Genomic DNA, 19,249 nt, shown 5'->3' with positions numbered 1-19,249 from the left:
TCAAGTCTGACGACGTCCTGGGCCGCGTGAAGGTCTACGAGGCGATCGTCAAGGGCGAGAACATCCCCGAGCCGGGCATCCCGGAGTCCTTCAAGGTCCTCATCAAGGAAATGCAGTCGCTGTGCCTCAACGTCGAGGTGCTCTCCAGCGACGGCATGTCCATCGAGCTGCGCGACACCGACGAGGACGTCTTCCGCGCGGCGGAGGAGCTCGGTATCGATCTGTCCCGGCGTGAGCCGAGCAGCGTGGAAGAAGTCTGACAGTCCCCCTGCGCGGGCTGCGGGTGTCAGCCCGCGACGGGTGGTCCGCTCAGGTGTCGCCGACCGGCGGGGACTTGACGAAGGCGCCGGCGGATGCGGCGAGGACGGCCGTCCTCGCCGCATGGTCGGGTAGGTCCGGGTCGGGTGGCGTGCGGAGAAGCACCAGCCGGTGGTACACCGGCGCGGTGGCGGCGAGGAGCAGTTGCCGGGCATCGGTGTGCGGCGGGAGTTCGCCGCGCCGAACGGCTCGGCTGACGATGACCTCGCAGCGAGCGTAACGATCCTCCCAGAGCCGCCGTACGCCGCGGGCGGCTTCTTCGGAGCGGAACGAGGCGGCGATCAGGGCTGCGACGATGGGCGGCTGCGCGGTCAGGGACTCCTGGCTCTCGTGGTTCAGTGCCGCCAGGTCGCCCTGCAGGGAGCCGGTGTCCGGGGGCTGCCAGTCATCGTCACTCGCCGCTTCGAAGACGTCGGCGAGCAGGCCGCCGACATCCTGCCAGCGCCGGTACACCGTCGCCCGTCTGCTGACGGTGGCCTGGTGGGACTGGCCGGCGGAGCACATCACCGACCACGTGCGGGCGATCATGTCGGGCAGCATCACCGACCTGGAAGCCGCCGCCCCGGACACCGATGGGTGACCTACGCCAACGACCCGGCGGTCAGCGAGCTGATCGCCGGCACCGGCGCTGAACTGGTCCCCTGCACCTCCGTACTGCCGGTCGCCGACAACAACTGGCCCGACGACCCCATCGCCGCGATGGACCTCTTCCTCGACAACGCCGTTCAGGCCCTCCCGCAACTACACGCCGCCTACGACCACGACGGTGCGGACCTCTACCTGTACGACATCGGCGCCTACGCCGCGCGCCCTCGCCGAAACGCAGGACCGCCCCGTCCTGCAGTTGTCGCCGACCTTCGTGGCCTGGAAGAGCTACGACCAGGACGTGGCGGCGCACCTGCGGCAACTGCCCGGCGCCGACGCCTACCGGGCGAAGTTCGCGCAGTGGCTGACCGGCTCCGGGGCGTCCACCACCGACGCCTTCTCCGGCCTCCCCGCACGGGCCCTGGCCCTGATCCCCCAGGCGATGCAACCGCACGCCGACCAGGTCGACACCGGCACGGTGACCTTTGTCGGCCCCTGTTACGGCACGAGCGGGCAGGAGGACGGCTGGACACGTCCCGCCGATGCCGAGAACGTCCTTCTGATCTCCCTGGGTTCGGCATACACCCGTCAGCCGGAGTTCTGCCGTCAGTGCATGGCGGCCTTCGGCGACCTGCCGGGCTGGCACGTCGTCCTGCAGATCGGCAGGCACACCGACGCGCGGGAACTGGGTGACATCCCGGCCAACGTCGACGTGCGTTCCTGGGTGCCTCAGCGGGCGATCCTGGAACAGGCGGACGCCTTCATCACCCATGCCGGTATGGGTGGTTGCGGCGAAGGGCTGCTGGCCGGTGTTCCGATGATCGCCGTTCCGCAGGCCGCCGAACAGTTCCTCAACGCCAGCCGGCTCGTAGAGCTGGGCGTTGCCCGCCGCATCGACACCCTGGACGCCACCGCCGAGACCTTGCGGACCGCTCTGAGCGAACTTGTCGCCGATCCGGAGATCGCCCTCCGCTCTACGGGGCTCCGGGCCGAGGCACGAGCCGAAGGCGGCACCACGCGGGCCGCCGACCTCATCGAGCACCTGCTGAGCTGAAGGGGCGGCCACCGTTGCCGTCACCGGCGCCTGACCTGGCGGAAGAGCCGGGCGATGCCTTGGTGGAGCCCTCGCCGGCGCCGCGCCACTGGCTAACCCTCGACGAACGTGACCGTCTCGTCGAGCGGCGCCCGGCCCGTACGGACGTATTCCACCGTGACGTCCTCGAACCCGATCGACATGCCGCAGAAGAGGATGAGCCCGTCCGGGGGTGACACGACCTCCGCGACGGTTTTGCGATACACCGACCAGGCCATCTGCGGGCAACTGTGCAGCCCTTCGGCGCGCAGCAGCAGCATGACCGTCTGCAGGTACATGCCGAGGTCGGACCATTGGGGCAGGCCCAGGTCGCGGTCGATGTAGCAGAACAGGGCGGCGGGCGCGCCGAAACAGTCCCAGTTCGCGGAAGCGGCCCTCTGGCGCGCCTCCCAGTCCTTGCGCGAAACGCCGAGAGCGCCGTAGCGCTCCTCACCGAAGGCGGATCGGCGCTCGCGGTACGGGGACTTCAGTGCGGACGGGTACATCTCGTACTCCCGCTCGTCCCAGGGGTCGCCCACGGCCACGCGCTCGCCGGCGCGCTTCTTGAGCTCGGCCAGCGGCTCACCGGTCACCACATAGGCGTGCCATGGCTGGAGGTTCGATCCGGACGGCGACCAAGCCGCGGCGGACAGCACGCGCTCCAGCACCTCCCTCGGGACAGGTCTGTCGGTGAATCCGCGCACCGCCCGTCGGCTCGTTACCGCCTCATAGACGTCCAAGATCGCTACCTTCCCCTCTGCTCAACGTGTATGAGCAATGGACAGTCGAGGACCGGGAAATGTGACAGGGCGCCGGCGCCTCGTGAGCTCGGTGCCGCATTGTCACAGGTCGGAGTGCTGCCCTGTCTTGCAGACTGACCGGACGTTGCGCGACGACAGGAGCGAGACCGTGCCACCAGCCAGCACCACCATCCGGATCCGGGTCCGGATGAGCAGTCGTGCCATCGATGAGCCGCACCGCGCTTCGAGTCAGCTCGAGCTGCTGTTCGATCTCACCTTCGTGGTCGCGGTCGCGGCCGCGACCGCCCAGTTCGCGCACGGCATCGCCGATGGTCATGGCCTGGCCGCGCTGGTCCCGTTCCTGCAGGTGTTCTTCTCGATCTGGTGGGCGTGGATGAACTTCACGTGGTTCGCCTCGTCCTACGACACCGACGATGTCGCCTACCGGGTGCTGACCATGGTGCAGATGGCCGGCGTGCTGGTGCTCGCCGCCGGTGTACCGGCCGCGGCCGGTCACTCCGATTACGGCATCGTCACGCTGGGTTACCTCATCATGAGGATCGGGCTCGTCGCCCAATGGCTGCGGGCCGGTCTCGAAGACCCGGCCAGGCGCCGTACCGCGCTCCGCTACGCCGTCGGCATCATCATCGTCACGATGGGCTGGCTGCTTCGCTTCCTCTTCGCCGAGACGGGCGCCCTGCCCTCATCCGCCGGGCTGCTGTCCTTCGTCTGCCTGGTGGTCCTGGAACTCGCGGTGCCACGGTGGGCGGAGCGGGCCAGAGCCACCAACTGGCACCCGCACCACATCGCCGAGCGCTACGGCCTGTTCACCATCATTCTGCTCGGTGAGAGCGTCCTGGCCGCGAGCAGAGGAGTCGAAGGAGCGCTCGAAGCGGACCAGACAAGCGTTCCCCTCGTCGTCATCGCCGGCTCCGGTCTGGTTCTGCTGTGCGCTCTTTGGTGGTTGTACTTCCTCGTGCAGGCGGGGGAAGGTCTCAGCGACCGCCGTGATCGGTCGTACCTGTGGGGATACGGCCACTATGGCGTCTTCGCGGCGCTGGCGGCCCTCGGCGCCGCGCTCGAAGTGGCGGTGGAGCAGAGCGGGCACGACGTCGCGGCATCACCGCTGGCACTCGGCTACGCCGTCGCCCTCCCGGTCGGTTTGTATCTCGCCCTGCTGTGGGCGATACACGCGCTTGTCGTCACAGAGCCCGTCATCCATTCCGCCGCGGTCCTGGGCTGCGTCACCGTCATCTTGCTGCTGCCACTCGCGGCGCCCCGGATCGGCGTGGCCGCCGTGGTCGCGGCCATCACGGCCGGCTGCGTACTGCTGGTCGCCGTCACGATCACGAGCGCAGCCGCAAGGAGTCTTACGACATAGTCCGTTTTGTCGAGGGTTCTGCCCAGGCGTCTGGGGTCTGGGGGACGTGGCCGTGCCGACTCAAGATAGACCGAAAGATAGACCCGGCCCGGCCCGGGCCCTGACCGGTCTGTGATCATGCACAAGTTCAGAAAGGTCGCCACCGCTCTGATGACGGTTTTGGCGGCGGTTTGCGTACCCGCGGCAGCGAGCGCCGACTCGGCCTTGACCTGGCAGGACTGCGGCAACGGTCTGCGCTGCGGCCAGGTGGACGTGCCTGCTGACTGGGCCCGCCCCCGCGGTGGCGAGCGGATCACGCTCGGCCTGGCCATGCTGCGCCCTGGACCAGGCGCACAAGGAGGGAACCCTGCTGGTCAACCTCGGCGGTCCCGCCCCGCAGATCAACGCCTTCCGCGCCGGCCGGGCAACCTTCGCCGATCTGGCCCAGCGGTTCGACATGGTCGTCTTCGACCCGCGCGGGTTCGGGCTCAGCAGCGGCATCTCCTGCCGGGGGACCGCCGGGATACGGGAGAAACCTGCCAAGTGCTCGGGTAGTGCCTGGTAGAGGGCGCTAGAGATCGTTAGAGAGCCCGTGTGGCGTGGGTGCGGCGGGTGTTGGTTAGGGTGCGCTGGGTTACGTCCGTTGGCTGGGCCTGGGGTGCTGCTGGGTGGCTTCGATCGATCGGACCGCCTATCCGCGGTTCAAGCGGGTGGTGTCGGCCCGTGAGCTGGCGGAGGCGTTCACGCCGGTCGCCGACGAGGTCGCGGCGGTGCACGAGTCGGATCGGACGTTGTGGCGCCACCGCGACTACGTCCGGGCCCGACTGAACGTGGTCTACAAGCCCGCCGAGGCGCGCGATCGCCGAGAAAGCGATCCGCAAAGCGGTCACCACGAAGGACAACCCGGCCGACCTGATCAACGTCGCGCTGGAGGAGCTGGTCCGGGCTCGGCGCGAGCTGCCCGGTTTCACCACGCTGGACAAGACGGTCTCCGCGATCCGCACCGAGACGAACACCGAGTTGTTCGCGCTGGTCGCTACCCGCCTGGACGCGGCGGACCGGCGGCGGCGCGCGCTACGCGATCGCCTCCTCGGCCCCTGACAAGGTCCTGCGGTCGCTCGGAGCGGGGGCGCTGCCCCAGGACGCATCTTCCGCCGCCGTGGACAAGGACCCGGCGTCTAACCTTGCATTGATCTCAGTGCAGCGGTCGTCGGCCCCCGCGAGAGGTCAGGTCGAAGCCTTCCACGTGGCTCGTGGGCCGTGCTTACGGCCGGTCTGGGTGAGTATCTGTTCCTGAACCGTCGACATTGTCCGTGATGATCAGCCATGGTTCTGCGGCACATCGCCCCTGAGGTCGTCAATCACCGGGGCGGCACGGATGGCGACCAGTGCGGCCTGCAGGCGTGGCGGTCCACGAGCCGAAGGCCCGTCCTCACCAGCATCCAGCCGAGCCGCTCCTCGAAAGCACTGATTACCGACGCGGGGGCGACCAGGCGAGCTTTGCGCTGCCGGTCAGCCTCCTCCCACAGCTCACGGGCTCGTACGCCTTCAACGAGTAGGTATAAGTCTGGATGCAGCATCGTGATCTCCTGGATGGTCGTCACGGTCGGAACGGGAAGCCGTACGTGTGCACGGCGACGTATTCGCGGCTCTGTACGCGCGAAAGCAGCAGTGGCTGGTGAGCATGGGCCGGGGTCTGTGCGGACTTGTGGTAGCACCCTCTGATCCGTCAGTCAGATGCGGGGCGACGCATGACACGTCTCGTCCGTTTCATCATGCGTACCCTTCTTCTCTTCTCCTGGATGCGTCTGGCTTCGTTACTTCTGTCGCCGCCCACAACTGGCCCGCACAATGGGTCGATATGGGCTGACATGCAGAACATAGGCCGAGCCGGATTGGCCAGCACTAAGGTTGTGTACTGGTCAATCAATGGAGGCGATGTCTGGTCAATGGCGGGTCGGCCCTGGTGTGAGATTTCGCTGCACGGCCCGATGATGAGCGTTGTGGTGACCTGGGGTGCCGTGTCAGGGCAGATATTTCGCCTTTTCTTCGGCGGTCAGCGCGCGGGTGATGCGGTGGTCGGCCAGAGCGAGTAGTTGCCCTATGGGGCGGCAGACCTGGCACTGCCAGATCCGTACGATGCCGTCGCCGTGCCCGGTCACCAGGCGTCCGCCAGGGCCGAACGTGATGCCTTCGACGGTGGTGCCGAACCCGTGGTAGACCACTGACTCGTCGCCGCCGCTGACCTGCCAGAAGCGGGCGGTGTCGTCGCTACCGCCGCTGGCCAGCCACTGTCCATCGGGACTGAAGGCCAGGCTCCACACCAGTCCTTGGTGGCCGTGCAGCACCCGTCTGGGGCCTGTGCCGTCGGCGCGCTGGATGTGGATGGCGCCGTCGGTGCTCGCGCTGGCCACGAGGTGTCCGTCGGGGCTGAAGGCCACGGCGGACACCGTGTCGTGGTGCCCGCGCAGGACGACCGGCTGCTCCGGTTGCTCGAGGGGCCAGATCGTGACGCTTCCGTCGTAGTCGGTTCCGGCGACGTGGCGGCCGTCGGGGCTGTAGGCGGCATACCGGATGGTTCCCGGCATCGAATGTCGGATGAGGGGTTGGCCGGAGCCGTCGGTGTTCCAGGAACGGACGGTCCCATCGCTGCCACCGCTGGCGAGCCGTCGCCCGTCCGGGCTGAAGGCGACGTTCGACACCGGGCCCTCGTGGCCGCGCAGCAGCCGCTCGGGGCCCCCGGCTATGGGGAAGATGCGTATTCGTCCGTCGGCACCGGCGTCGGCCACGTGGCGGCCGTCGGGGCTGACGGCCACAGCGAGCACCTCGCCGCCACGGTTGCGCAGGAGCACCGAGCGGCCAGAGCCGTCGGCCTTCCACAGGCGTACGGTGCCGTCGTGCCCGCCGCTGACCACGCCCTGCCCGTCCGGAGTAAAGGCGGCCTGCCCGACGGTGCCGGTGTGGCCGCGCAGAAGAAGTGGGGCGCCGGGTGGTCGGGCGTCCCATAACCGGAGGGTGTTGTCCTCGCCCGCGCTGGCCAGCGTGCTGCCGTCGGGGCTGAGCGCGACGCTCCAGACCGTGCCGTGATGCCCGCGCAACACCAGCGGGTCGCGCCGGCCGTGCGGATCCCACACGCGTACGGTGCCATCGCTGCTCGCGCTGGCCAGCCGCCCGTCGGCGCTGAAGGCCACGCTCCTCACGGTCCTGTCGTGGCCGCGCAGAGCGATCGGCTCACCTGGCCCGCGTGGATCCCACACCCATACGGTGCCGTCCACGTCGCCGCTGGCCAGGCGTGTGCCGTCGGCGCTTAAAGCCAGGCGTGTGCCGTCGGCGCTTAAGGCCAGGTGCGCCAGGCGGTAGTCGCGAGCGCGCAGCAAGCGGGGCTTGGCCGAGGAGCCCCACACGCGTATCACGTCGTCGTCGCCGACGGCCGCCAGCAGCGTGCCGTCGGCGTTGACGGCGACCGCCAGCTTGCGCGCACGGCCGTGTGACAGTATGCGCGTCAGGCGGCCGTCGGCCGTCCAGACCGAGACGGCGCCATCCTCGCCCGCCGTGGCGAGTCGCCCGTCCGCGGCGAAGGCCATGCCCCACGTCCGGCCCAGATGCGGGTGCAGGACCCTTGCCTGTCCGGGGCGGGTCAGATCCCAGACGCGCACCACGTCAAAGAGGGCGTCGGTGGTGGCCAGCCGGGTGCCATCGGGGCTGAAGACCGGACTTTGCGCATCCCCCGACGAAGCGGCCAACACGAGCGGATCACGCATGGTCCGGGTATCCCAAACGCGGACCACACCGTCGGAGCCGGTAGTGGCCAACCGGGTGCCATCGGGGCTGTAGGCGACCCCGCGCACGTTGGTCGGGCTGAGCGATACGACCAGGCGCTGACGGTGCTCGACCATGGCCTGGCGCAGCACGGCCTCGGCCTCCCGCGTGGCTGCGGTGCGCAGGGCTTGGCGGGCCAGCAGCAACGCGAGCTCGGGGTCGAGCTCCAACTGGGCGCGGGCATCGGCGGCCAGGCGACGGGACGCGGCCAGATCGTGCTTGTCTTGGGCCTGCCTGGCCTGGAAGATCGCCGCGCCGGCCGCGACGCTGATCGCCGTGAACGCCGCGACCAGCCCCGCCACCACGCGCCGCATCCGCCGTTGAGCGCTGCGGCGTTCCTTGTCCCGATGGGCCCAGCTGGCGGTCAGGAACGCCAGTTCTTGCTCATTCAGCCGGTCCATCTCGCGCCCTTGCCAGGCGGCCAGTCGCGCTCCCCGATACAGGGCCCCCTCCTCGCGGCCGTGCCCGTCCCACTCGGCGGCCGCCTCCGTCAACCGCCTGCGCCGGAGCACGAACTCCCGGTCCTCGGCCAGCCAGCCCCGCAGCCGGGGCCAGGACCGCAGCACGGCCTCGTGCGCCATCTGCACGCTGCTCGCGTCCGCAGTCACCAACCGAGCATGCGTCAGCCGGGACAAGACCGCGGCAGAGGCCGCCGGGTCCGGCGCGGTCAGCAACTCCGCCGGCGCAAGACGCCTGCGGGTGTCTTCGGTGCCCTCACCGAGCGCGGTCAGGCGCAGGAAGATGTCCTTGACCAGGCGCTGCCCCGCCGCATCGAATTCGGCGTAGACCCGTTCGGCGGTCTGTGCGATCGCGCCCTGGATACCGCCCGTCTCCCGGTAGCCCGCCAACGTGAGTGTCTGTCCCGTACGCCGCTTCCAGGTCTCCAGCAGGGCGTGCGCGAGCAGCGGCAACGCCCCCGCCTGCCCGCGGGCATCGGCGAGCACGGCCACCACCAGCGAGGCCTCGACCTTGAGCCCCGCCCGCGCCGCAGGCTCGACGACGACCGCGCGCAAGCCTTCCTCCTCCATCGGCCCGACGAGTATCTGGCGATCGCGCAGCGCGGCCACCAGCCCACCGTGCCCGGCGCAGTGGCTGTAGAAGTCGGCCCGCATCCCCAGCACCACCCGCGCCTGGTCCCCCGCCGCCAGCAGACAGGCGATGAAGGCTTCCCGCTCCCGTTCGTCGTGGCAGAGGGTGAACACCTCCTCGAACTGGTCGACCAAGAACACCACTCGGTCACCGTCCGGCCTGCCGTGGAGAATCCCTCGCACGATCACATCGATGTTTTCCGGCGCGGACGAAATGTCGTTGCGTAACGCCTCCGGGCTAATTCCAGCATGACTGGAAAGTCCGATCGCCAGCTCCAGCACAGGATGCTCGCCGGGCGTGAGAACAACGATCGGCCAATGCCGCAGCGCCGGGACGAGACCGGCACGCAATAAAGATGATTTCCCGCTTCCGGATGCGCCGAAAACCCCGATGAACGGTGTACAGGAAACCCGGTACACCAGATCTCGCAGCAGCTCGTCACGGCCGAAGAACAGCTCGGCGTCGTCCGGCTCGAAAGTCATCAGCCCCAGGTACGGTGCCCTGTATCGCCCCTCTGCCGACTCGGGCGCCGCCAGCTCATCGGCCGCCTCCTGCCACCTCTTCTCCCAAGTAGCCGGATCTGCGCCGCAGGCCCGCACGTACGCCAGGGTCACCGCCAGCGACGGAAACACGCAGCCGCCGGCCGCCTCCGACAACGCGGTCGCCGAATAATGCGCCCGCCTGGACAGCTCCCGATAACTCAGCCGCCCCGCCGATTCCCGCAATTTCCGCAGCTCATGCGCCAAACGCTGAATCGGCCCATCCGCAGGATCAAGTAAACGCTCCGGCCGCCCCATGGCTCCCCCGAACCCCGTATCCGCCATCCCGGATCTGCGCCAACCCTACGCAGCATCATCACAAGCGGTCAATAAAATGAGTATCCTGATACGCAGATCCCGCACCTGCGCATTCCGGAACATGACAGCGATTATGGGTGACATGTTTGACAGGTAGTAAGAGCCTTTGCACGCAGGCGGAAACATGCTGGTGGGAGCCGTCGGTCGGCCGGGGGGATGGGACGGGGGCGCACGCGCGGTGCATGTGGTGCTGGAGCGGTGAATTGATGTCGCGTTCTCGCCCTGCGCCAGGATGATTCTTCACGCTACTCATCACAATCCGCCAGAAATGCGATATGTACGACATGCCGCCGTTTGTCCGATGACTGGGTGTCATGGGGCCCGCACCGCAGAGACATTTCCACGGGGGGATCTATGGGGACACTGCGGATTCACTTCACCGCCGACGATTTGGCGCGGACCACCGTCGCCGCCGCGCCGGATCCGCTGTGGGAGGTGCTGCTCAGCCGCTTCCGGCTACGTGAGCGATGCCTGCCGCTGGCGTTCCGGCCGTGGGCCGAGCGGCTGCGAGCCGACCCGGCACGGCTCGCACGGATGAGACCCGGCGCCCGACTGCTGGATGTGCTGGTGCCGCCGGGTCCCTACTTCCCCGACTTCCTCACCCCCGCTCAAGCGCGTCTGGGCCTGGAGGTCGGCCTGGAGGCGATGCTGTCCACCCCCCGCCACCGGCTGCGCCACGAACTGCACCTGCTGGCCGATCATCATCGCCTGCCCGGGTGGGTTCAGCCGCTGGCTGACGGAGACCCCACCGCGCTGTCGGGACTCGGCCATGCCCTGCGCGCCTATCACCGGGCGGCTATCGCCCCGCACCACGACCTCATCCACACCGCATGCAACGCCGAACGCGCCCGCCGGGCCCGCGACCTGCTCGACGGCGGGGTGGAGGGCCTCCTGGCCGGCCTGCGGCCGCTGGTGCGCTGGCAGCCGCCGGAACTGCAGGTCACCTACAGCGTCGACCAAGTACTGCATCTGGGCGGCCGCGGCCTGCACCTGGTGCCCTCCTACTTCTGCCAGAACGCCCCGGTCTCCTTGGCCGACCCGCACCTGCCACCCGTGCTGATCTACCCCATCGATCAAGACTGCCGCTGGACACCAGCAGCGACCGACCGCCGGGACCTGGAGGCGCTGATCGGCAAGACCCGCACCGCCGTGCTGTCCGCCCTCGACCTGGCCGCGACCACCACCCAACTCGCCCGGCACCTGCAGGCCTCACCGGCCTCCATCAGCCGTCACACCACCGTGCTGCGAGACGCCGGACTGATCGCCACCCATCGCGACGGCAGCGCCGTCCTGCACACCCTCACCCCCCTGGGAACCACCCTCCTACAAGGAAGGATCACCGACCCAGCGGCGTAAAGGCGACCTGCAGCCGACGGCTGCAGATCAGTGATGTGTGAGCGGTCTCAGGACCGGTATCCGAGTCAAAGGCAGCCTCTGACCGACGCCGACCGGCGTGGCCTGACCTGGCTGTTCCACACCGACAGACCCGTACGGAACGGAACTGTGCAACTGCGTACCAATCGTCGCCTGGACTTGACCGGGCCAGTCGCCGTCGAGAGCTGAGATGGGAGTTGAGGTGGAGTTTCGGCTGTTGGGACCGGTCGAGGTGAGGGCTGAGGGCCGGTCCATCTCGTTGGGCGGCCTCAAGCCGCAGAACCTGCTGGCCGCCCTGCTGTTGGAACACGATCGTGTGATGCCGGTCACCCGGCTGATCGACATCGTGTGGTCGATCTATCTGCCCGAGCGGACGGCTGCTCGCGTGGCGAACTCGGCGCTGCGGCGGTCGACGGCCTTTCGCCTCGTGATAGCCGATCGTGAGGATCGGCGTGATCCTGATGGGACATGGCAATGGATGCTGAAGCTCTGACACCGATAGACCGCCTGCTCGCAGAGCGAGCCTGCGAGCGTCTGATCTTGACGTTCATCCACAGACTCGACCTGGGGCGACCGAGTTCGGTCGCAGACCTGTTCACCCCCGATGGGGTCTGGGAATGGCCTTATGACGGTCGTCGCGTTCAAGGCCGTGAGGCTCTGCGCGACTACTTCGGGTCACGCCCTGCGGACCGTCTGTCGCGGCGTATGTGCACCAATATCCTGGTGACCGTGGACTCACCTTCCACCGCCACTGCCACCACATACCTCGCCACCTATCGGGTTGACGGGTATGCCGAGGGCGCGCTCCTGCCGCCTCGGCTCCCGGCGAATATCGGGCACTACGAGGACACGTTCCACAGGATGAAGGGCTCCTGGCTACTGGCCAGGAGAACCCTGGTCCTGCCTTTCGGCGGACCAACAGAACGGATTAGTCCGCCCCGAGACGTTGACAGCGGCGAAACCTGAGCCTGATCGGCCAAGCCCATCACGAGGGCGTCCTCAGCATGCGGGGCAGGTGGACGTGGAGGTATTCGATCTCCACGTCGCGGCCACGGTCACGAACGCGTTGGGCAACCATTTTCAACAAACCGCATGTCCTCTATGACGTCCGCCGGCGCTACCGATAGCGATTGCTTCGGGCCAGCAGGAGCATCGCGTAGTCGACGAGGTTGTCGATGAGCTCCTGGGCACCGGGGTGTTAAGAACCGCCTCCTGAACCGGGGGTGAAGGCCGTCCAGATCAAGGATGTCGCGGGCGGCGGGATCGCGAAACCGGTCGCGGCCATCCTCAACCCAGTCGGCGGCCGGAGAGATAGGCCGTCCCTCGGCGTCGGTGGGCAGGTGCAGATAGCCGAATCTTCGTCGCGGTACTCACCACGAGCTCCCGACCGCTGAAAGCGCTGGCGCAACCGCTCAAAGATCGCGACGATGCAGCCAGGTCAGAACCCAAGCCCAATGGAGTGCCATGTCCGAGCCGAAGTTCGACGCCGAAGGCCTCTTCGACGACGACTACCTCTACTTCTTCGCCGGGCATCTTGATGCCCGCAGCGACGCCGAGGCCGAACTGATCTGGGAACTGCTCGACCTTCAGCCCCACATGGAGGTCCTGGACCTGGCCTGCGGCCACGGGCGGATCTCCAACCGGCTCGCCCAGCGAGGCTGCCGTGTCACCGGTCTGGACTCCTCGCGGCTGTTTCTGGACCGCGCCCGCCAGGATGCCGACGCCCTCGGCGTCACCATCGATTACGTCCACGGCGATATGCGCCAGCTGCCGTGGACAGCTCGTTTCGATCGCATCGTCAGCTGGTTCACCGCCTTCGGCTTCTTCAGCGACTCCGAAAACCAGCGGGTCCTCGTCCAGGCTGCCGCCACGCTTAAACCAGGCGGCAAGATCGCGCTCGAACTGAACAACTACTCCGCCATCGTCCGCACCTATCAGAGGTCCACCGTGGTCGAACGAGACGGCGACCTTGTGATCGATCAGCACCACCTCGACCTGCTGACCAGTAGAAACGTGGTCAACCGAACCATCATCCGCGACGGCCGGACCCGGAACATCCCGTACTTCGTGCGCATGTTCACCTTCACCGAACTGCGCGACCAGATGTTCTCCGCCGGCTTCACGACCGTCCATGCCCTGGGCGCGGACGGCACGGCACTCACCATCGACAGCCGACGGATGATCGTGATCGCAGAACGCTGATTTCCCGGGGGTCAGAGAGATTTGGAACGGAATCCGACGTTAGCGCGATTCTCGCTAGTCAGTAAGTCTGTCTCGCTCGCCCGTCCTAACGTGGGTAAGCGCCGGATTCCGTTCCATCGCATACCGGCCGCAATTTCAGCTGATGAAATCTCCGACTAGTTGACATGCGCGGTTGGCCGATGGGCGGCGCCCCAGGTGACCGCGCTGGTCGAACCGAGCGCTGTGGTCTCTGGACGAGAGTAGTGGTCTCGGTGCGAGACCCGCTAGAGGTGGGGGTGACCTGCGACGCTTGCCAGGTGATTACATCTGATGAAGAATCCCTTCGTTCAATGTAAGTGACGGAGGGTGCTGGATTGATGACTGACGACGGTCTCATGCCGGGCGCCGCAGGCCTGCATCTGGTGGACGGCCTGCCGCTGCTGCGCCCCGACGAACAGGTCTTCACCGCGATGCTGGACGGCTGGCGCAATCAGCAGCTGGCCCGGAACCTGGCGTTCGGCACGATCGACGGCCGGGAGAACACGGTGCGGGCCTTCGCCCAGCACACCGACGCCTTCCCCTGGCGGTGGACGCCGCTGATGCTGGATGAGTGGTGCGGTGACCTGCGCTCTGTTCACAACCTCAAGCGGTCGACGCTGCGCAACTACCAAGAGGCGGTACGCGGCTTCTGCTCCTACGTCACCGACCCGGCCTACGGCTGCCGGCCGAGTGTGAGCAGCGCTTCGGCACCCATCCCGTGCAGGTCTGCCACGAGTGGAACACCGCGGTGCACGTGGCCGAGGCCGAAGCCGACGCTGGCAAGCGCGCCTTCACCCGCCAGGAGCTGCAGGCCTTCTTCGATCACGCTGATGAGCAGGTCGACCGGGTACGCGAGGCCGGCCGCAAGGGCTGGCTGCCGATCTTCCGTGACGGGGTGCTGTTCAAGACCGCCTACGCCTTCGGCCTGCGCCGCAACGAGGCCCGCATGCTGGACGTCGTGGACTTCGGCCACAACCCCGACGGGCCGGAGTTCGGCGAGTACGGCGTGCTCTACGTCCGCCACGGCAAGGCCCAGAAGGGCTCGCCGCCCAAACGGCGCAGTGTGCTGACCGTCTGGCCATGGGCGGCAGAGATCTTAGAACAGTGGGACACCGAGGTCCGGCCCTTGTTCACCACCTGCGAGGCGGGCGCGCTCTGGCCCTCCGAACGCGGCTCGCGCATCGGCTTCTCCCAGATCAACACCCGCTTCGCCGCCTACCGTGACGCGCTCGGCCTGGACCGGGCGCTGGACTTCCACTCCTTCCGCCGCTCCTACGTCACTCATCTGATCGAGGACGGCTGGGACGCCCGCTTCGTCCAGGAACAGGTCGGCCACGAGCACGCCTCCACCACCTCCATCTACACCTGCGTCAGCTCCGACTTCCGCACCCGCACGCTGCGCCGGGCGCTGGACGCCACCATGGACGCCGCACTCAAACCCTCTCGGAGGAAGCGATGAAACGCCAGGTCAGCTACCAATGGCGGCTGCGTGAGACGATGGCCGCCCACGGCATGTTCGCCGCCACCGACCTGGCCCCGTTGCTGGCCGAGCGCGGCATCACCCTGTCCTCGGTGCAGGTCTGGCGGCTGGTCACACAGACTCCCGAACGGCTGTCCCTGCCCGTGCTGGCCGCTCTCTGCGACATCTTCGGCTGCACCCCGGACCGGCTCATCGCGACCAAGGCCGAGAACGCCCCCGCACGCCGCACCGCCACCAACTCTGGCGAGGTCACCGAGCTGGCGCCGATCCGGCCCAAGCGGGCCCGGATCCAGCCCGAGAAGTAACGCGTGCGCTCTCCCAGCGCCGAGCAGTACGAGCGCTGGTACCTGCGGGACTGCGCCCGCTGCGGCCGCCACGCCGGCAAGGCCGCGAACTGGTCCGACGGGCCGATGTGCCGCACCTGCCTGGACAAGGCCACCCGCACCCGAGGCCGTTGCCCCGGCTGCGGCACCGACCGGCTCCTGCCCGGCCGCCGCCCAGACGGCACTCCGATCTGCCGCGACTGCGCGGGCATCACTCGCAACTTCTTCTGCGACCGCTGCGGGTTCGAGGGCCGCCTGCACACCGGCCGACTCTGCGAGCGCTGCACCCTGGCCGACAAGGTCACGGCCACGCTCGACGACGGCACCGGCCGGATCAATCCCGCGCTCGCCCCGCTGGCCGAGGCGCTCATCGCGATGCCCGACCCCTGGAAGGGATGGATGTGGCTGCGCACCGCCCACGTCCAGGACCTTCTCACTGGCCTGGCCCGCGGTCGCATCCCCCTGACTCACCAGGCGCTTCACCAGCTTCCCGGCTGGCGAACCGTCGCCTATCTGCGCGATCTGCTGATGGCCTGCGGCGTGCTCCCGGCCACCGACAAGCAGCTCCTGCACACCGAGACCTGGCTCACCCACCGCCTCGCAGAGCTCGACGGCCACGCACACGAGCCGCTCCTGCGCCGCTTCGCCACCTGGCACCTCCTGCCCACCCTGCGCGCTCGCGCCGCCCGCCAGCCCCTCACCGCCAGCGCCCGCCAGTCCGCCGGCGAACAGTTCACCCACGCCCAAGCCTTCCTGACCTGGCTCGACGAGCATGACCTTGATCTACGACAGTGCGGGCAGGCTGACCTGGACTCCTGGCACGCCACCCATCCCAAATCCCACCGCGCCGCTCTGAAAGCCTTCCTGACCTGGGCCATGGCCAACCGCCACATGCGCCGTCTCGACCTGCCCGTCCCGCCGCACGGCAACTCTGCGCCGTTGAGCCAGCGCCGCCGCCTGGAGCTGATCCGCCGGGCCGCCACCGATGATCAGATTCCGCCACGTGTCCGGGTCACCGCATGCCTGGTACTCCTCTATGCCCAGCCCATCACCCGCATCATGCGCCTGACCCTCGACGACATCAGCATCACCGACACCGAAGTGCGGCTCCGACTCGACAACCCGCCCAGCCCAGTTCCCGAGCCCTTCGCCACCCTGCTCCTCCAGCTCGCCGAGGCCCGGACGAACATGAACACCGCAGCCAACCCCGACGCCCGCTGGCTCTTCCCCGGTCAGAACGCCCGAGAACCCCTTAACGCAGCCACCATTCGAGAGCAACTCCGGTTGCTCGGCTTCTCCAGCGGCGCCGCCCGGGAAGCCGCCCTGCGCCAACTCGTGCTCCAAGCCCCAGCTCCAGTCGTTGCCGAGATGCTCGGCTACACCCCCCAAGCCACCACGCGCCACGCCGCGGCTGCCGGAAGCCCTTGGAGCCGTTACGCCGCCGGCGACCACACAAAGTGACCACGGATCTTCCCGCACAGACGGATACAGATCACTCGATCAACGGTCTCTGCCAGTAAGGGCATTGAGCTGAAGGCGGGGCCAGCCCGGCTGGGCTTTCGGTCGTCCCGCCGCGTGCCATCGCCGGGCCCCGACACACCCGGGCCAAGAAGCTCAACAACCACCGTTGTCGGCGGGTCATGGCGTTGAGCCGCGAGAGCATGACCCCCCGGGGCTGAGAAGGGGAGGTCCGCTGCTGTGGCACTTACCGAGGTGCCGGGCCGTACAAGGTCCACGGCACCCCGGACGCGACGACGGTCCGTTCCAGTCGCGGGTGCTGTTCGCCAGCCCATCCAGGCATGGAGAACGCGACCGGTCGGTCAATCGCGAGACATCGGTTCCCAGACGCCTTCGGCCGCCAGTGTGTCCGTCCGGCGGATCACGCTCAACTGCCGTCGGTCTTGCTCGGGGTGCCCTGCGGCCGGTGCTGCTTGCAGGCCTCCTCGGCCTTCTTGAACTGCGGTTCGTTGGCGTCTTTGCCGTCGAGTGTGAAAGCGCCGCTTGCGTCGGGGTCGGGGAACGACGGCACGCCGTTGCTGCGCATGCACGCGGCGTACTTGAGTTTGTCCGCCTGGGGCCAGTCCGCCGTCGCATTGCCCTTTGGCACCAAGGACACCTCGGACTTGCCGGATTCCTGGCTGCTTCCGCAGGCCGCGCCGGCCAATGCGATGGCGGCCAGCGCGACGGCCAGCGCGAGGCTCCTGTGCGAGCGCTTCTGACTGGGGGCGTTTTCCATGTTGATCTCCATCGTGTGTGCGTTGTCGTCCGGTCGCTGTGGCTACCGGGTAGGGTTGTTCGCTTTTCGGGTACGGGAGTGCTGTCGCAGTTGCTGCCGATGAGGCCCGTGTTGCGGTACGACACGGGTTCGGTGGCCCAGTTGGGCACGCACGGGACGGATCCGCGCACGTAGCCGGTGGCGAAGACCGTGCCGCCGGTCGCGGCGTGCACCTGCTTGGTCCAGCGCCAGACCGCTGCGTAGCGATGTCCGGCCGGCACCAGCGATCCGCCGGTACGGCGGACCTCGGTCTTTACACCGGCAGCAGCCAGTTGGGTGCACAGGGCGGAAAAGCCGCCGGTCCGCCCATGATCGGGTTGCGCTCGAGGTGCTGCTGGTTGAGGTGGGTCATGCGCCGAGCCGAGCCGGCTGCGGTCCTCGTTGGAGAAGACAGTCTGGCCCGTGGTCGTGTTGAACCGCTCCGGGGTGTCGGCCGGTGGGCCTTGGAGCTTCCTGCCCGAGCAGTTCCTTTCAGGGCGGTCGGCGCGCGGTGTCGCTGTCTTTTCGCGTCTTCTGAGCCTGGGCAAGCTGTGGTCAACATCGCCCGGTGGCTTCGGGGAGCGTGTCGGGCATCATGATTTGCCGCAATTTTCCGGGCAGAGCTTGACCTCCGGGTACTGCGTTGACGGCTTGTCCAGGAGTGGCTGCCGCTGCGCCTTCAGGTGCTGGTCGAGGAAGGCTGCCACGTAGGTGCGGGCGATCTCGGCGCTGCGCTTCGCGGGCAGGAAGCCGTAGACGGGCTTGATGCCGAGGGAGGGTCCGAACAGCGGAATGTCGGTGAACGCCTGGTGGTCTGTGTGCGTCACCGCGATCCAGCGCTTCCATCCGGTCAGTAGCTTCCAGTCACGGTCCCACGAAGAGTCGTTGCCGCCGGGGACGTGCTGCTCCGAACCGATGAACATGAACGGCCGGGAGAATCCGCTTTTGGGGATCCGGGTGTAGGTGCTGCCGTCGATGTCGATCCCGGCGCGTACGCGGGAGTCCTTCACCATGGCCGCCATGGCGCCGGCCCCGCCGATCGACTGGCCGACCATCGCGATCCTGGACCTGTCGATCAGGCCGGAAGCATCCCACTTCGCCGGCAGCTGGTCGAGCACGAAGGAGACGTCGGCCGCCCGGCCCTGGACCACCCTCGGGCCGAAGCCAGGGTCGGTGTCGCTGTCGCACGCGATGCACTCGGCGACCCGCCCATCGGACAAGGTCGTGACGTAGCTCTCGTAGGTGTGGTCGATCCCGGCCACCACGTACCCCCGGCTGGCCAGGTCCTCGGCCAGGGACGTGAGTGAGCTCAACGGCTTGGTGAAGCCGGGAGAGAGCACCACCAGCGGAAGCTTCTCCCCCGCGGGTTCGGCGTCCTTGATGGCGTTCGTCCGCGTCTTGCTCAGCGTGTCAGACGGCACACCCGCGACCTTGGAGCCCTTCAGGAAGAGCTCCGACTCCTTCGGCGTCATGTACGGCGCCTTCTGCCCGTCCTTCTGCTCGGTCGGATACCACAGGGTGACCTTGAGCTCCCTGGTTTGGACGTCGAGGTTCCAGGGATCGGGGCGGGAAGTGTCGTTCACATGCAGGATGGTGGTGCCGACCGGATGATCGCCGGTAGGCGCGGGCAGGACGGCCGGACCGGTGGGCGTGGGCGACGGGCTGGTAGCCGACCGGGGCGGCGTGGGCGCGGAGCAGGCGGACGCGGCCAGGACGACCAGTCCCGCGGCGACTGCCAGGAGGTGTCTCATCAAGCGG

18 protein-coding genes are annotated in these 19,249 nt (G+C 68.0%); 12 read left to right on the top strand and 6 right to left on the bottom strand.

Features of this window, described 5'->3' with window-relative positions:
- Nucleotides 1-260, top strand: a 260-nt coding sequence (locus KLK06_RS47795; protein ID WP_214642404.1) for a hypothetical protein, incomplete at its 5' end; no start/stop codon positions are given.
- 49 nt (nucleotides 261-309) lie between these two features.
- Here the strand turns inward: KLK06_RS47795 and KLK06_RS47790 are convergent.
- Nucleotides 310-846 (bottom strand): TetR-like C-terminal domain-containing protein, encoded by a 537-nt coding sequence (locus KLK06_RS47790; protein ID WP_250907136.1) that lies wholly within the window; start codon nucleotides 844-846, stop codon nucleotides 310-312.
- Between the two features lie 238 nt (nucleotides 847-1,084).
- On the opposite strand from KLK06_RS47790, the gene KLK06_RS47785 reads away from it, so the two are divergent.
- Nucleotides 1,085-1,957 carry a macrolide family glycosyltransferase gene (locus KLK06_RS47785; protein ID WP_308168768.1) on the top strand — a complete coding sequence of 291 codons (873 nt, stop codon included), beginning with the start codon at nucleotides 1,085-1,087 and terminating at the stop codon, nucleotides 1,955-1,957.
- A gap of 92 nt (nucleotides 1,958-2,049) precedes the next feature.
- On the opposite strand, the gene KLK06_RS47780 is transcribed toward KLK06_RS47785, so the two are convergent.
- Nucleotides 2,050-2,715 carry a nitroreductase gene (locus KLK06_RS47780; RefSeq protein ID WP_214642403.1) on the bottom strand — a complete coding sequence of 222 codons (666 nt, stop codon included), beginning with the start codon at nucleotides 2,713-2,715 and terminating at the stop codon, nucleotides 2,050-2,052.
- Between the two features lie 169 nt (nucleotides 2,716-2,884).
- On the opposite strand from KLK06_RS47780, the gene KLK06_RS47775 reads away from it, so the two are divergent.
- The 3 genes from KLK06_RS47775 to KLK06_RS63365 all read left to right on the top strand — a co-directional run bounded on the left by KLK06_RS47775 (nucleotide 2,885) and on the right by KLK06_RS63365 (nucleotide 5,176).
- A complete protein-coding gene (locus KLK06_RS47775; RefSeq protein WP_214642402.1) occupies nucleotides 2,885-4,096 on the top strand; it encodes a low temperature requirement protein A in 1,212 nt (403 codons plus the stop codon).
- Between the two features lie 280 nt (nucleotides 4,097-4,376).
- Nucleotides 4,377-4,640, top strand: coding sequence for a hypothetical protein (locus KLK06_RS47770; protein ID WP_214642401.1), 264 nt, complete (start codon nucleotides 4,377-4,379; stop codon nucleotides 4,638-4,640).
- A gap of 293 nt (nucleotides 4,641-4,933) precedes the next feature.
- Nucleotides 4,934-5,176, top strand: coding sequence for a DUF4158 domain-containing protein (locus tag KLK06_RS63365; protein WP_214642414.1), 243 nt, complete (start codon nucleotides 4,934-4,936; stop codon nucleotides 5,174-5,176).
- Nucleotides 5,177-6,099: 923 nt separating this feature from the next.
- Here KLK06_RS63365 and KLK06_RS47760 read toward each other — a convergent pair.
- Nucleotides 6,100-9,708 carry a WD40 repeat domain-containing protein gene (locus tag KLK06_RS47760; RefSeq protein ID WP_214642400.1) on the bottom strand — a complete coding sequence of 1,203 codons (3,609 nt, stop codon included), beginning with the start codon at nucleotides 9,706-9,708 and terminating at the stop codon, nucleotides 6,100-6,102.
- A gap of 486 nt (nucleotides 9,709-10,194) precedes the next feature.
- Between KLK06_RS47760 and KLK06_RS47755 the strand changes: the two genes are divergently transcribed.
- From KLK06_RS47755 to KLK06_RS47740, 4 genes are all read left to right on the top strand, one after another.
- Entirely contained in the window at nucleotides 10,195-11,196 is a 1,002-nt protein-coding gene (locus tag KLK06_RS47755; protein ID WP_214642399.1) for a winged helix-turn-helix domain-containing protein, read from the top strand.
- Nucleotides 11,197-11,416: 220 nt separating this feature from the next.
- On the top strand, nucleotides 11,417-11,707 hold the full coding sequence (locus KLK06_RS47750; protein WP_214642398.1) for a hypothetical protein: 291 nt from the start codon (nucleotides 11,417-11,419) through the stop codon (nucleotides 11,705-11,707).
- Nucleotides 11,683-12,180: a nuclear transport factor 2 family protein gene (locus KLK06_RS63360; protein WP_214642397.1), complete on the top strand. Its 498-nt coding sequence runs from the start codon at nucleotides 11,683-11,685 to the stop codon at nucleotides 12,178-12,180. Before KLK06_RS47750 ends, KLK06_RS63360 begins: the two co-directional genes overlap by 25 nt.
- A 498-nt stretch (nucleotides 12,181-12,678) precedes the next feature.
- The gene (locus tag KLK06_RS47740) at nucleotides 12,679-13,416 is read left to right on the top strand and encodes a cyclopropane-fatty-acyl-phospholipid synthase family protein (RefSeq protein WP_214642396.1); all 738 of its coding nucleotides are present in this window, start codon (nucleotides 12,679-12,681) and stop codon (nucleotides 13,414-13,416) included.
- A gap of 326 nt (nucleotides 13,417-13,742) precedes the next feature.
- Here the strand turns inward: KLK06_RS47740 and KLK06_RS47735 are convergent, their stop codons facing one another.
- The gene (locus tag KLK06_RS47735; RefSeq protein WP_214642395.1) at nucleotides 13,743-13,961 is read right to left on the bottom strand and encodes a hypothetical protein; all 219 of its coding nucleotides are present in this window, start codon (nucleotides 13,959-13,961) and stop codon (nucleotides 13,743-13,745) included.
- Between the two features lie 191 nt (nucleotides 13,962-14,152).
- On the opposite strand from KLK06_RS47735, the gene KLK06_RS47730 reads away from it, so the two are divergent.
- Genes KLK06_RS47730 through KLK06_RS47720 form a run of 3 tightly spaced genes read left to right on the top strand, consistent with a single transcriptional unit; the run spans nucleotide 14,153 to nucleotide 16,698 of the window.
- Nucleotides 14,153-14,893 (top strand): tyrosine-type recombinase/integrase, encoded by a 741-nt coding sequence (locus tag KLK06_RS47730; protein WP_214642394.1) that lies wholly within the window; start codon nucleotides 14,153-14,155, stop codon nucleotides 14,891-14,893.
- Entirely contained in the window at nucleotides 14,890-15,219 is a 330-nt protein-coding gene (locus KLK06_RS47725; RefSeq protein WP_214642393.1) for a helix-turn-helix transcriptional regulator, read from the top strand. The genes KLK06_RS47730 and KLK06_RS47725 overlap by 4 nt, the downstream gene beginning before the upstream one ends.
- A 3-nt stretch (nucleotides 15,220-15,222) precedes the next feature.
- Complete coding sequence (locus KLK06_RS47720; protein ID WP_214642392.1) at nucleotides 15,223-16,698, top strand: hypothetical protein; 1,476 nt, start codon at nucleotides 15,223-15,225, stop codon at nucleotides 16,696-16,698.
- Between the two features lie 424 nt (nucleotides 16,699-17,122).
- On the opposite strand, the gene KLK06_RS47715 is transcribed toward KLK06_RS47720, so the two are convergent.
- Complete coding sequence (locus KLK06_RS47715; protein WP_214642391.1) at nucleotides 17,123-17,485, bottom strand: hypothetical protein; 363 nt, start codon at nucleotides 17,483-17,485, stop codon at nucleotides 17,123-17,125.
- Between the two features lie 599 nt (nucleotides 17,486-18,084).
- Nucleotides 18,085-19,242 carry an alpha/beta hydrolase gene (locus KLK06_RS47710; protein ID WP_214642390.1) on the bottom strand — a complete coding sequence of 386 codons (1,158 nt, stop codon included), beginning with the start codon at nucleotides 19,240-19,242 and terminating at the stop codon, nucleotides 18,085-18,087.
- Nucleotides 19,243-19,249 lie beyond the last annotated feature (7 nt).

This window comes from Nonomuraea sp. NEAU-A123, from assembly GCF_018603905.1.
GTDB lineage: Bacteria > Actinomycetota > Actinomycetes > Streptosporangiales > Streptosporangiaceae > Nonomuraea.
Note: the sequence above shows the minus strand (reverse complement) of the source record. Positions and strands in the feature narration are given on the sequence as shown.

What these genes read in the sequence shown, in the direction of transcription:
- KLK06_RS47790 (WP_250907136.1), bottom strand. Translation starts at nt 846, where the DNA reads ATGATCGCCCGCACGTGGTCGGTGATGTGCTCCGCCGGCCAGTCCCAC.
- KLK06_RS47755 (WP_214642399.1), top strand. Translation starts at nt 10,195, where the DNA reads ATGGGGACACTGCGGATTCACTTCACCGCCGACGATTTGGCGCGGACC.
- KLK06_RS63360 (WP_214642397.1), top strand. Translation starts at nt 11,683, where the DNA reads ATGGCAATGGATGCTGAAGCTCTGACACCGATAGACCGCCTGCTCGCA.
- KLK06_RS47740 (WP_214642396.1), top strand. Translation starts at nt 12,679, where the DNA reads ATGTCCGAGCCGAAGTTCGACGCCGAAGGCCTCTTCGACGACGACTAC.
- KLK06_RS47725 (WP_214642393.1), top strand. Translation starts at nt 14,890, where the DNA reads ATGAAACGCCAGGTCAGCTACCAATGGCGGCTGCGTGAGACGATGGCC.
- KLK06_RS47715 (WP_214642391.1), bottom strand. Translation starts at nt 17,485, where the DNA reads ATGGAGATCAACATGGAAAACGCCCCCAGTCAGAAGCGCTCGCACAGG.
- KLK06_RS47710 (WP_214642390.1), bottom strand. Translation starts at nt 19,242, where the DNA reads ATGAGACACCTCCTGGCAGTCGCCGCGGGACTGGTCGTCCTGGCCGCG.